This window comes from Pseudomonas sp. Irchel s3f7 (assembly GCF_900187615.1).
Classification (GTDB): domain Bacteria; phylum Pseudomonadota; class Gammaproteobacteria; order Pseudomonadales; family Pseudomonadaceae; genus Aquipseudomonas.
Genome location: NZ_FYDO01000002.1, coordinates 21097 through 33712, shown reverse-complemented (window position 1 = coordinate 33712; position 12616 = coordinate 21097). Strand labels below are relative to the sequence as shown.

General features: G+C 61.1%; 12 protein-coding genes. 1 reads left to right on the top strand and 11 read right to left on the bottom strand.

Going from position 1 to position 12616, the window contains the following annotated elements; all coding sequences use genetic code 11:
• Positions 1-83 precede the first annotated feature (83 nt).
• The 6 genes from purD to prmA all read right to left on the bottom strand — a co-directional run bounded on the left by purD (position 84) and on the right by prmA (position 6861).
• On the bottom strand, positions 84-1379 hold the full coding sequence (purD, locus tag CKW19_RS01710) for a phosphoribosylamine--glycine ligase (RefSeq protein WP_095056285.1): 1296 nt from the start codon (positions 1377-1379) through the stop codon (positions 84-86).
• A gap of 144 nt (positions 1380-1523) precedes the next feature.
• Entirely contained in the window at positions 1524-3131 is a 1608-nt protein-coding gene (gene purH / locus CKW19_RS01705; RefSeq protein ID WP_095056284.1) for a bifunctional phosphoribosylaminoimidazolecarboxamide formyltransferase/IMP cyclohydrolase, read from the bottom strand.
• Between the two features lie 81 nt (positions 3132-3212).
• Positions 3213-3533: a DNA-binding transcriptional regulator Fis gene (gene fis / locus CKW19_RS01700; protein WP_015093301.1), complete on the bottom strand. Its 321-nt coding sequence runs from the start codon at positions 3531-3533 to the stop codon at positions 3213-3215.
• Complete coding sequence (dusB, locus tag CKW19_RS01695) at positions 3530-4540, bottom strand: tRNA dihydrouridine synthase DusB (RefSeq protein ID WP_095056283.1); 1011 nt, start codon at positions 4538-4540, stop codon at positions 3530-3532. The genes fis and dusB overlap by 4 nt, the downstream gene beginning before the upstream one ends.
• A 185-nt stretch (positions 4541-4725) precedes the next feature.
• A complete protein-coding gene (locus CKW19_RS01690; RefSeq protein ID WP_095056282.1) occupies positions 4726-5952 on the bottom strand; it encodes a DUF3426 domain-containing protein in 1227 nt (408 codons plus the stop codon).
• 30 nt (positions 5953-5982) lie between these two features.
• Entirely contained in the window at positions 5983-6861 is an 879-nt protein-coding gene (prmA, locus tag CKW19_RS01685) for a 50S ribosomal protein L11 methyltransferase (protein ID WP_095056281.1), read from the bottom strand.
• Positions 6862-6872: 11 nt separating this feature from the next.
• Here prmA and CKW19_RS28225 point away from each other — a divergent pair, with 11 nt between their 5' ends.
• Entirely contained in the window at positions 6873-7070 is a 198-nt protein-coding gene (locus CKW19_RS28225) for a hypothetical protein (RefSeq protein WP_143498439.1), read from the top strand.
• Here CKW19_RS28225 and accC read toward each other — a convergent pair.
• The 5 genes from accC to CKW19_RS29395 all read right to left on the bottom strand — a co-directional run bounded on the left by accC (position 7067) and on the right by CKW19_RS29395 (position 12511).
• A complete protein-coding gene (gene accC / locus CKW19_RS01680) occupies positions 7067-8425 on the bottom strand; it encodes an acetyl-CoA carboxylase biotin carboxylase subunit (RefSeq protein ID WP_095056280.1) in 1359 nt (452 codons plus the stop codon). The two genes, CKW19_RS28225 and accC, sit on opposite strands and share 4 nt — an antisense overlap.
• 17 nt (positions 8426-8442) lie before the next feature.
• Positions 8443-8904 carry an acetyl-CoA carboxylase biotin carboxyl carrier protein gene (gene accB / locus CKW19_RS01675; protein WP_095056279.1) on the bottom strand — a complete coding sequence of 154 codons (462 nt, stop codon included), beginning with the start codon at positions 8902-8904 and terminating at the stop codon, positions 8443-8445.
• Between the two features lie 24 nt (positions 8905-8928).
• Positions 8929-9384 carry a type II 3-dehydroquinate dehydratase gene (gene aroQ, locus CKW19_RS01670; protein WP_007971361.1) on the bottom strand — a complete coding sequence of 152 codons (456 nt, stop codon included), beginning with the start codon at positions 9382-9384 and terminating at the stop codon, positions 8929-8931.
• A gap of 131 nt (positions 9385-9515) precedes the next feature.
• Complete coding sequence (locus CKW19_RS01665) at positions 9516-11261, bottom strand: protein-disulfide reductase DsbD (RefSeq protein WP_095056278.1); 1746 nt, start codon at positions 11259-11261, stop codon at positions 9516-9518.
• A gap of 206 nt (positions 11262-11467) precedes the next feature.
• Entirely contained in the window at positions 11468-12511 is a 1044-nt protein-coding gene (locus CKW19_RS29395; RefSeq protein ID WP_371856336.1) for a methyl-accepting chemotaxis protein, read from the bottom strand.
• Between the last annotated feature and the right edge of the window lie 105 nt (positions 12512-12616).

Below are 12616 nucleotides of genomic sequence, written 5' to 3'. Positions count from 1 at the left end.
AGGTTAATGCCAGAATATAACGATGCGCGGCGCCGGAATAGCCAGGCAAGGAATCGAGTCCGTTGCCTGGCGCGGTGTTGACCTTATTCCTGATTTTCGCCACGCTCGCGGGCAATGGCGCGGTAGCCAATGTCCTTGCGATAGAAACAACCTTCCCAATCAATGCTGGCCGCCAGCTTGTAAGCCTGCTGTTGGGCAGCGTCGACGCTGACGCCCATGGCAGTGGCGCACAGCACCCGACCACCGGCCGTTACAACCTGGCCGTCCTTGAGCACCGTACCAGCGTGGAAAACTTTGCCTTCCAATGCTGCCGCAGCGTCCAGGCCGTTGATAGCCACGCCTTTGGCGTAGTCACCAGGATAGCCGCCTGCGGCCAATACGATACCGACGCTCGGGCGTGGATCCCATTGCGCTTCGACCTTGTCCAGCGCCTGCGCCAGGGCCGCTTCGACCAGCAGCACCAGGCTCGACTGCAAACGCAGCATGACCGGTTGGGTCTCAGGGTCGCCGAAACGGCAGTTAAATTCGATAACTTTTGGGTTACCAGCCTTGTCAATCATCAGGCCTGCATACAGGAAGCCAGTGTAGACGTTACCTTCCTCGGCCATGCCGCGCACGGTCGGCCAGATCACCAGGTCCATGACGCGCTTGTGCACGTCGGCGGTGACGACCGGGGCAGGGGAGTAAGCACCCATGCCGCCAGTGTTCGGGCCAGTATCGCCGTCGCCAACGCGTTTGTGGTCCTGGCTGGTGGCCATCGGCAAGACGTTCTTGCCATCGACCATGACGATGAAGCTGGCTTCTTCGCCGTCCAGGAACTCTTCGATGACGACGCGCGAACCGGCTTCGCCAAAGGCATTGCCTGCCAACATGTCGCGTACCGCGTCTTCGGCTTCAGTCAGGGTCATGGCGACGATCACGCCTTTACCGGCGGCCAGGCCGTCGGCCTTGATTACGATCGGCGCACCTTTTTCACGCAGATAAGCCAGGGCAGGCTCGATCTCGGTGAAGTTCTGGTAATCGGCAGTCGGGATCTTGTGGCGCGCCAGGAAGTCCTTGGTGAACGCTTTCGAGCCTTCCAGCTGCGCAGCGCCAGCGGTCGGACCGAAGCAGTCCAGGCCACGGCTGCGGAACAGGTCTACAACGCCGGCAACCAATGGCACTTCAGGGCCAACGATGGTCAGGGAAACGTTTTTCTCGGCGAAGTCTGCCAGTTGCTCCAGGGCCAGCACGTCGATGGCGACGTTCTCGCACTTGGATTCGATGGCGGTGCCGGCGTTACCCGGTGCCACGAACACTTTCTGCACGCGAGGATCCTGAGCCACTTTCCAGGCCAGTGCGTGTTCACGGCCACCGCTGCCAATGATCAAAACATTCATTTCAAAAACCTCGGATGACGCTAATTCGGGGATGCATCCTGCTGGATGCTGACTGTAGGAGCCGGCTTGCTGGCGATCGAGTCATCGCTGTTTACCTGCCAGACCGCTATCGCCAGCAAGCCGGCTCCTACAGTGGGCGTGTTATCAGTGACGGAAGTGACGCATGCCGGTGAACACCATGGCGATGCCGGCTTCGTCGGCAGCAGCAATCACTTCGTTGTCACGCATCGAGCCGCCTGGCTGGATCACCGCAGTGATACCGACCTTGGCCGCGTTGTCGATGCCGTCGCGGAACGGGAAGAATGCGTCGGATGCCATGACCGCACCTTGAACCTGCAGGCCAGCATGCTCTGCCTTGATGGCAGCAATGCGTGCGGAGTTCACGCGGCTCATCTGGCCAGCGCCGACACCGATGGTCTGGCGGTTCTTGGCGTAGACGATGGCGTTGGACTTCACGTACTTGGCGACTTTCCAGGCGAAGATCAGGTCATTGATTTCCTGTTCGCTCGGGGCGCGCTTGGTCACGACTTTCAGGTCGTCGGCGCCGATCATGCCGATGTCGCGGCTCTGCACCAGCAGGCCACCGTTGACGCGTTTGTAATCCCAGGCAGCGGCGCGATCAGCCGCCCACTCGCCGCAGGCCAGCAGGCGCACGTTGGCTTTGGCGGCAACGATGGCGCGGGCCTCTTCGCTGACGCTCGGGGCGATGATCACTTCGACGAACTGACGCTCGACGATGGCCTTGGCGGTCTCGGCATCGAGTTCGCGGTTGAAGGCGATGATGCCGCCGAAAGCTGATTCGGTATCGGTGGCGTAGGCCAGCTCGTAAGCCTGACGGATGCCACCTTCGGCGTCCGGGCTCACCGCCACGCCGCACGGGTTGGCGTGCTTGACGATCACGCAGGCTGGCTTGACGAAGCTCTTCACGCATTCCAGCGCGGCATCGGTGTCAGCCACGTTGTTGTACGACAGCTCTTTGCCTTGCAGTTGGGTCGCGGTGGCGATGCCGACTTCGGCAGGCTTGGCTTCCACGTAGAACGCCGCGCTCTGGTGCGGGTTCTCGCCGTAGCGCATTTCCTGGGCCTTGATGAACTGGCTGTTGAAGGTGCGCGGGAATTCGCTGCGACCGGAAGTCGAGAGTGTCTCGGCAGCCTGATTCACGGTGCCCATGTAGTTGGCGATCATGCCGTCGTAGGCCGCGGTGTGTTCGAATGCCTTGAGCATCAGGTCGAAACGCTGAGCGTAGGTCAGGCCGCCGGCCTTGAGGCCTTCCAGGACGCTGGCGTAGTCGCCGGCATTGACCACGATGGCCACGTCTTTATGGTTTTTTGCTGCCGAACGGACCATGGTCGGGCCGCCGATGTCGATGTTCTCGATAGCGGTCGGCAGGTCGCAGCCAGGCTTGTTGATGGTGGCTTCGAACGGGTACAGGTTGACCGCGACCAGATCGATCGGCTTGATGCCGTGCTCGTTCATGATGGCGTCGTCGATGCCGCGACGACCGAGGATGCCGCCGTGGATTTTCGGGTGCAGGGTTTTCACCCGGCCGTCCATCATTTCCGCGAAACCGGTGTAATCCGCGACTTCCACTGCGGCAACGCCGTTGTCCTGCAGCAGCTTGAACGTTCCGCCGGTGGAGAGAATCTCGACGCCCAAAGCTTCAAGCTCTTTGGCGAATTCGAGGATCCCGGTCTTGTCGGAAACACTGATCAAGGCGCGGCGGATCGGCAGGCGGGTAGTCTGGTCGGTCATTTCAATTTCCATCAAAAGCAAAGGAGTCAGCAAAAAAGGCGACCGGTTTTACGCGGGCGCCTTTCTGGTTTGATTGAATGCTTACAGCAAATCGTACTGCTTGAGTTTCTTGCGCAGCGTGCCCCGGTTCAGTCCGAGCATTTCGCTGGCCTTGGTCTGGTTGCCCTTGACGTAGTTCATCACGCACTCGAGCAGGGGAGCCTCGACTTCGGAGAGCACCAGGTTGTACACATCCGTGACGGCAGCGCCCTCAAGGTGGGCGAAATAATTGTGCAGCGCCTTCTCGACACTCCCGCGAAGGGTCTGACCTTCTTCGCTCGGCGTATTGAGGTGCTGTTTCAAATTCACGTTGTCGCTCACGGGTGTTGTTCCACTCACTAAAGTCTCGGTCATCATCGTCATGCGGCCACCCCTTCTCCGTCCCCTGTCAGGCTCTTGTAACGCTCGGCAAAAAACTCCCGAACGTTGGCGCATTGTGTTTCCGTACCATCCAAACGATTGAAGTGGGCGCGAAATTCCCTGGCGCCCGGCAAGGTTGCGAGATACCAGCCCACATGCTTTCGAGCGATACGGACGCCCATGACATCGCCATAGAAGACGTGCAGGGCAGCCAGATGCTCTAGCAGAATGCGTTCCACCTCGATCAGCTCCAGCGCCGGGAGTTTCTCGCCGGTACGCAGGAAATGATCGATCTCACGAAAAATCCACGGCCGCCCCTGGGCCGCCCGGCCAATCAACAGGCCGTCTACACCGGTCGCGTCGAGCACGTACCGGGCTTTCTCCGGCGAATCGATATCGCCGTTGGCGAAAACCGGTATCGACACGGCCTGCTTGATCGCGGCAATCGTGTCGTACTCGGCTTCACCGGTGTACAGGTCGGCTCGGGTGCGGCCATGCACCGCCAGCGCCGTAATGCCTGCCTGTTCAGCGATCTTCGCCACTGTCAGGCCGTTCTTGTTGTCTCGGTCCCATCCGGTCCGGATCTTCAGGGTCACCGGCACATCAACCGCAGCCACGACGGCCTGCAGGATCTCGGTAACCAAGGCTTCATCCTTCAACAGCGCGGAACCGGCAGCCTTGTTGCAGACCTTCTTCGCCGGACAGCCCATGTTGATGTCAATAATCTGTGCGCCCAGTTCGACGTTGGCCCGGGCCGCGTCCGCCAGCATCTGTGCGTCACCACCGGCGATCTGTACCGAGCGTGGCTCGGGATCACCTTCGTGGATCATGCGCATGCGCGATTTGCGGGTATTCCACAAACTCATGTCGCTGGTGACCATTTCCGAGACGACTAGCCCTGCACCCAAGCGCTTGCAGAGCTGACGAAAGGGTTGGTCAGTGACGCCCGCCATCGGGGCGAGAATCAAGCTGTTTTGTAATGTGTATGGACCGATGCGTACCGCCGACATAGGACTTCCCTGTTGTGGGGCCGGATCATGAGAGTTCGAAAAAGGGTTGGCATGATACCCGCTCTCGATGACTGGATAAAGGCTGAATTGAACAAAATCTGAACAGTTATTCTGTTATTACCAGCGGTTTGGTTCGGTGGGAGGCAGTCAGAAAGTCGACGTCAATCCCGGCGCGGGGAAGCTTTTCACTCCGGCGAGTGAAAGCTCAGGCTGTAGTTCACCGCTTTGGCGCCTGGATCGAGAATGTCCAGTGCGATGTGGATAGGCGTTTGTGGTGGCATTTCCACCATGCCTTCGAGATCGCCATTGAGGTACTCGCCGGGTTTGAAGCGTCGACTGGCGATCAGGTGGCCGTTGAGGTCTGCAAAGCGCAGTTCCAGTAACGGAAAGGGTTGGGAGAAAGGGGCGCGATTATAGATGATGGCATCGACCACCAGCGCGCCGTTGAACTCCGGATGGCTGCGCACAACCAGGTTGCTGCTTTTGATTTTCGCGATGTCGACCCTGGACGGAACGTCGCAACCGATTTGCGGGCACAGTTGCTGGAACCATGGACGGTATTGGTCTTGTCGCGCCAGGTTGTCGAAGTCGTAGGCGATGTATTGGCCGACGAGGGCGCCAGCGGCGAGCAGGGTCAACAACAACCAGAACAGGCGGCGGCCCCAGGGGGAGCGGCGTTTTTGCCAGTCCAGTTGCAGCGGGTCGTCGGTCAGGTCCTGCAGTACTTCAGCGCGCACGCCGGGTTCGCTGCGTTCGCGTCGCTGGCGCTGCGGTTCGACCGGCGGCAGTTCGTCGTCGATCTCGTGCTCGTCGGCTGCCGACAGGCGTTCATGGTTGAGCGGTGTGTCGAGCGGATCGTGCAGGCGCAGTTGTGGCGGCTGCGATTCGTCGTCCAGTTCAACCGGCTCCAGAGACAGGGAAGGTTCGGTGCGCGAGCCTTTGTCCGATTCAATCGTCGGCTCGGGTGTCTCGAAACTGTCGAACGGGGGCTCGGTTTTTGCGCGATCGGCGGCCGATTCGCTGAACAGACTGTCGGACCACGGCTCATCGTCCTGTTCGACGGAATCGCGACGGGCACTCAGCGAGTCGTCGCGATGGCGACCAAGTTCGGTGGCGGGCTGGATTTCCCGCTGTTCAAGCCGGGCAAGCTCTTCGTCGAGATCCAGGCTGTCCAGATCCAGCGCGGTCGCGCTCCATTGCTTTTGGCTGATGGCGCGGGGCTCTTGCGGCGTTTCGGCTGCCGGTGGGATTGGCGCCTCCTTGCCGGCCTGCTCAAGCAGTTGCTTGGCGGCATTGAACACCTGCAGGCACGAGCCGCAACGAACCACGCCCCGCGCCACGCTCAACTGAGCATGGCTGACGCGGAAGCTGGTTTGGCAATGCGGGCACTGGGTGACGAAACTGTCGGTCATGCGGCGATCCGGTATAGGCAGGCGGTCATTCTAGCGCCGACGGCCAGTGATGCGCACCCAGCCGTCGCGATTGGCGATCGGGTCCAGATCGAAGTCCTTCGCGTAGGCGGCAGCGACGTCATCGCCTTGCTCGGCGAGGATGCCCGACAGCGCCAGGCGGCCGCCCGATTTCACCAGGCGGGTCAACTGTGGCGCCAGGGACACCAGCGGGCCGGCGAGAATGTTGGCCACCAGCACGTCGGCCTGAACCTGCGGCAGATCTTCCGGCAGGTACAGCGGGAACAGGTGTTCGGCGATGTTGTTGCGCCCGGCATTGTCGCGGGAAGCTTCCAGCGCCTGCACGTCGATGTCGGTGCCCACGGCTTCCTTGGCGCCCAGCAGCAGGGCGGCAATCGCCAGAATCCCCGAGCCGCAGCCAAAGTCCAGCACGTTGCAGTCTTTCAGGTCCTGGCCGTCGAGCCATTCCAGGCACAGTGCGGTGGTCGGGTGGGTGCCGGTGCCGAATGCGAGGCCCGGGTCCAGCAGCAGGTTCACTGCATCGGGTTCCGGTGCGGCGTGCCAGCTCGGCACGATCCACAGGCGCTGGCCGAATTGCATCGGCTGGAAACCGTCCATCCAGCTGCGTTCCCAGTCCTGGTCTTCGATGACTTCGCTGTGGTGCTCGGGCAGCGGGCTGCCGGTCAGCAGCTCAAGATGGGCCAATACCGGGCCTGGCTCGGTGCCGCCTTCGAACAGCGCCAGCAGGTGCGTGTGGGACCACAGCGGGGTGGTGTTGAGTTCCGGTTCGAAGATCGGTTGATCCTCGGCATCCATGAAGGTCACCGACACGGCGCCCACTTCAAGGAAAGCGTCTTCGTAGGTTTCGGCTTGTTCTGGGCTGATGGCGAGACGGACTTGCAGCCAAGGCATGGCGGGCACCTTTGAAAAATATTGATTGCAGCCTAGCGGGCTGCGAGAAGCGCGCAAGTTTACGCGAGCGCGACGTCGATGACGACCATGGAGAAAAATCAAAAGATCGCAGGGTAGGAGCTGCCGCAGGCTGCGATCTTTTGATCTTTCTTTTTCCGCAAACAACAAAGCCGCCCGAAGGCGGCTTTGTCGATAGGGTCGAAGCTTAGTGCTTCTCGCCAGCCAGCTTGTGCTCGAGGTAGTGAATGTTCACGCCCCCTTTGCAGAAGCCTTCGTCGCGGGTCAGGTCGCGGTGCAGCGGGATGTTGGTCTTGATCCCGTCTACCACGATCTCGTCCAGCGCATTGCGCATGCGCGCCATGGCTTCGTCACGGGTTGCGCCGTAGGTGATCAGCTTGCCGATCAACGAATCGTAGTTCGGCGGAACGGCATAGCCACTGTACAGGTGGGAATCGACGCGAACGCCGTTGCCGCCTGGAGCGTGGAAATGCTTGACCGTGCCAGGGCTTGGCATGAAGGTTTTCGGGTCTTCGGCGTTGATCCGGCATTCCAGCGAGTGACCGCGGATGACCACGTCATCCTGGGTGAACGACAGCTTGTTGCCGGCGGCGATGCTGAGCATCTCCTTGACAATGTCGATACCGGTAACCATTTCCGAAACCGGGTGCTCTACCTGGACACGAGTGTTCATCTCGATGAAGTAGAAGCGACCGTTCTCGTACAGGAACTCGAAAGTACCGGCGCCACGGTAACCGATGTCGATGCACGCCTTGACGCAGCGGGCGAAGACTTCCTGGCGAGCCTGCTCGTCGATGCCCGGTGCCGGCGCTTCTTCGAGGACTTTCTGGTGGCGACGTTGCAGCGAGCAATCGCGGTCACCCAGGTGGATGGCGTGGCCCTGGCCGTCGGAGAGAACCTGAACTTCCACGTGACGTGGGTTGGTCAGGAATTTTTCCAGGTAGACCATCGGGTTGCCGAACGCCGCGCCTGCTTCAGAGCGGGTCAGTTGTGCCGAGGAAATCAGGTCTTCTTCCTTGTGCACAACGCGCATGCCGCGACCACCGCCGCCGCCAGCGGCCTTGATGATCACCGGATAACCCACTTCGCGACCAATGCGCAGAGCGGTTTCTTCGTCTTCCGGCAGCGGGCCGTCGGAACCCGGAACGGTTGGAACGCCGGCGGCGATCATGGCGTGCTTGGCCGATACCTTGTCGCCCATCAGGCGAATGGTGTCGGCTTTCGGGCCAATGAACGCGAAGCCTGAGTTCTCGACCTGCTCGGCGAAGTCGGCGTTTTCCGCAAGGAAGCCGTAGCCCGGGTGAATGGCGGTGGCGCCAGTCACTTCAGCCGCGGCGATGATTGCCGGAATGTGCAGGTAGGAGTGGGCGGCCGATGCCGGACCGATGCAGACGGATTCGTCTGCCAGGCCCAGGTGCATCAGTTCCTTGTCAGCCTTGGAGTAAACGGCGACGGTCTTGATGCCCATCTCTTTGCAGGCGCGCAGGATCCGCAGGGCGATCTCACCGCGGTTGGCGATCAGAACTTTTTCCAACTTCGCAGTCATCAAAGGCTCTCCGCGGTTCAAACGATGGTGAACAGCGGTTGGTCGTACTCAACCGGCTGGCCGTCTTCAACGAGGATGGATTCGATCACACCGCTGGTTTCAGCTTCGATGTGGTTCATCATCTTCATGGCTTCAACGATGCACAGGGTGTCGCCTTTCTTCACGGTCTGGCCGACTTCAACGAAGGACGGCGAGCTTGGCGAAGATTTGCGATAGAACGTACCGACCATCGGCGAACGGGCAACGGTGCCGTTCAGCACTGGAGCGGCGGGAGCTGCGGGTGCGGCAGCGACAGCCGGAGCGGCAGCGACAGGCGCAGGGGCCGGAGCATGCATTGGAGCTGGCGCGTAGTACTGCTGAGCCGGGGTCTTGCTATGACGGCTGATGCGTACGGACTCTTCGCCTTCCTTGATCTCGAGCTCGTCGATGCCGGACTCTTCCAGCAATTCGATCAGTTTCTTAACTTTACGGATATCCATGAATCATCAACTCCCAAGGGTCGGTCAGGGGCGGTTAACTTGTTGTTCAAGCTGTTCCAGGGCGGCCTCCAGGGCCAGTCGGTAACCGCTGGCGCCAAGGCCGCAGATCACTCCCACCGCTACGTCGGAGAAGTAAGAGTGATGGCGAAAAGGTTCGCGTTTGTGCACGTTAGACAAATGCACTTCGATGAATGGGATGCTCACTGCCAGCAGCGCGTCACGTAAAGCGACACTTGTATGCGTAAAAGCTGCCGGATTGATCAAAATGAAGTCCACGCCTTCGCTGCGCGCGGCGTGGATGCGGTCGATCAATTCGTACTCGGCATTGCTTTGCAGGTGCAGCAAATGGTGACCGGCTTCGCGGGCACGGCGTTCCAGGTCCTGGTTGATCTGCGCCAGTGTCGTGGCGCCATAGGTGCCCGGTTCGCGGGTACCGAGCAAATTCAGGTTGGGTCCGTGCAGTACGAGTAGCGTCGCCATCGGCTGTTCCTTGTTATCAGCGTGCAATTGTCAGAACCCGGCGACTATGCCGCAAAGGGTTTGTGACTGTCCAGTTCTCTGCAATAGCCAGCACGTTGCCCGATGTTTGCGCAAAATATATGACTGCTTGATTAAATCTGGTCATTCGCCTTCACAACACGTTCAGCGAAGTCTTTGGCGCTGATCTCGCCGATCACCCGAACATCGGCGCGTTCGACGCCATCCTTGCCGAAAAACATCAGTGCCGGTGGCCCGAACAGTTGATAGCGGTCGAGCAGGGCGCGTTGTTCGGCGTTGCTGGCGGTGATGTCGAAGCGGATCAGACGATAGCCCTTGAGACGTTCGACGACGATCGGGTCTTTGAGCACTTCATGTTCGATGACTTTGCAGCTGATGCACCAGTCGGCGTACCAGTCGAGCAGCAGCGGGGTGCCGGAGGATCGTGCCTCGGCGAGCACACGGTCCAGGTCGGCCGGGGTGCTGACGGTTTGCCAGGCGCTGATGCTTGGCGCTTGACCGGCTGCCTCGACGAGACGCGGCTGGCCAATCGGGTTGAACGGGTCGGTCTGGCCACTGAACGCGCCGTACCAGCAAGCCAGGGCATAAAACAGCAAAAACATCCCGAGCAACTGGCCCAGGCGTTTTCTCGGCGGTTTGTAGACGAACTCCAGCGCTCCCAAGAACAATCCGACACCACCGGCCAGCAAGCCGATCAGCAGCAAGGTAATTTGGCCGGGCAGGACACGGCTGAGGAGGCCGATCGCCAGCCCCAGCAACAACACGCCAATCGCATTCTTCACATAGATCAGCCATGGCCCGCTTTTCGGTAGCCACGCCGCGCCGCCTGTAGCCACCAGCAGCAGCGGGGTGCCCATGCCGAGGCCGAGCATGAACAGTTTCAATCCGCCACCCAAAGCATCGCCGCTGGCGCTGATGTACAGCAAGGCCCCGGCCAATGGCGCCGAAACGCAGGGCGAAACCAGCAGGCTGGAAACCACGCCCAGCACCGCTGCGCCCCACAGGGAGCCGCCCTCGGTACGACCGGCGATACGGTCCAGGCGACTGCTGATGGCCTGCGGCAGCTTGAGTTCAAATACGCCGAACATCGCCAGGGCAAACACGGCAAAAAACATCGCGAAGGGCACCAGCACCCAGACGGATTGAAGGCGTGCCTGAAGATTCAGCTGCGCGCCGAACATCCCCATCAACGCACCGAGCAGGGCGAAACAGGCAGCCATTGGCAGCACGTACGCCAGCGAAAGATTGAACCCGCGCAAGCCGCCCACCTGACCGCGCAAGACAACGCCCGACAGGATCGGCAGCATCGGCAGCACGCAGGGCGTGAAGGTCAGGCCCAGACCGGCGAGGAAGAACAGCGCCAGTTCTCGCCAGCTCCAGTTGTAGGGCGTCGCTGCGGCGCTACTGTCACTGATGCTCAGGCGCTCGGTTTCGGGCGGGTAGCACAGGCCTTTGTCGGCGCAGCCTTGATACGTCACGGCCAGGGTGAAAGCGCGTGAGTCCGTGCGCGGTAGCTCGACGTCGAGAATGCCGTGATAGACCTCGACATCGCCGAAGTACTCATCGTGTTTTTTTTGCCCGTCGGGCAGGCGTGCCGTGCCGAGGAGGGCGTCGGCGGGATCGGCACGAAACTGAAATCGATGGCGATAGAGGTAGTAGCCCTCGGTGGCGACAAAACGCAGCTTGATCGATTGCGGCGTGCTGTCGACCAGACTCAACTGAAAGGCTTCGCGTACCGGCAAAAAGTCTGCGCTGTTGTTGATCGAACCCAGAGTGGAACTGGGTCGGCTCTCCAGCAACCCGGTGGCGGCGACCGGCAAGGCGAAGACAAAAAGCAGCAGGCAGAGCAAACGGCGCATGACAATCTCGCGTATCGGAATTGGGGGGATGATAGCGGACAGTCGCAGTGTATGCAGACCCGCTTTTGTGGCGAGGGGGCTTGCCCCCGTTGGACCGCGAAGCGGACCCAAAGCCTGCCCCTCATTTCAATTGGCGGACCGCGAAGCATCGGATTACGGTTGCTGCGCAACCGGACGGGGGCAAGCCCCCTCGTCACAAAGGTACGTCAGACGCGAAAGGCCTGAACGGCAGTATGCAGTCGCCCACCCAGTACCAGCAGGTTCTCTCCCTGCTCACGCCCCTCGCCGATACGCAGCAAGTTATCCCCACCCAGTTGGTGAATCCGCTCGCTGTGATCGCGGATTTCGCTGACGGCGCCGCTCTGTTGTGCGGTGACATCGGCGATGCGTACAGCGGTGTCGGAAATGGTCTGGATCGCCCCGACGATTTTATCCAGCGCGCCGTCAGCCGCCTGAGCCTGGCTGGCGGTGGCTTGGGCGTGTTCGACCTGGGCGCGCATGCCTTCCACCGATTGCCGGGCGGCGGTTTGCAGGCCGGCGATCAAGGTCTGGATCTCGGCCGTGGCCCCGGCGGTGCGTTGTGCCAGTGAGCGCACTTCTTCCGCCACCACGGCAAACCCCCGGCCCATTTCCCCGGCACGAGCGGCTTCGATAGCGGCGTTGAGGGCCAGCAGGTTGGTCTGGTCGGCAATCGAGCGAATGACAGTCAACACGCCGCCGATCGTGGCGGACTCCTCGGCCAGGTGCTCGATCATCTGCGCATTGCCTTGCACTTCGTCCACCAACGCATGCAGGCCTGTGAGGCTCAGGCCGATGACTTTCTGCCCGTGCTCGACCGCCAGCCCCGCGTGACGACTGGCGTCGGCGGCCTGGCTGGCGTCGCCGGCCACTTGCTGAATGGTGGCCTCCAGTTCGCTGAGCGAGTCACGAATCAGCGCGGTATCTCCGGCCTGATGTTCCGCTCCGTCGTGCAGGTCGTTACTGAGGTCGGCCAGCGTTCGGCTGCTGCCGGCGACCTGTTCGGCGTTGCGGCGAATGGTCCCCACCAGGTCCACCAGATAGGCGCGCAGGCGATTGAGCGACGCTTCGATGTCATGCAGTTCACGGTTGGTGTTGCCCAGTTGAATGTCGCGGCTGAAGTCGCCTTCGGCCCAGGTCGACAGGGCCGGGGCGAGGTTGGTCAGGGTCCGGGCGAGTTTGCGTTGCAGCGTGTCGATCAGCAGGGCAATCAGCAAGATCAGGCCGATCATGATGCCTTGAATCAATCGCACTTCGCTCTGGATCTGCCCGTGCTGGGCCCGCACCACGGGCTCCAGCCCGGCGATAGCCTGTTGCACATCGGCGATTTTCAGGTG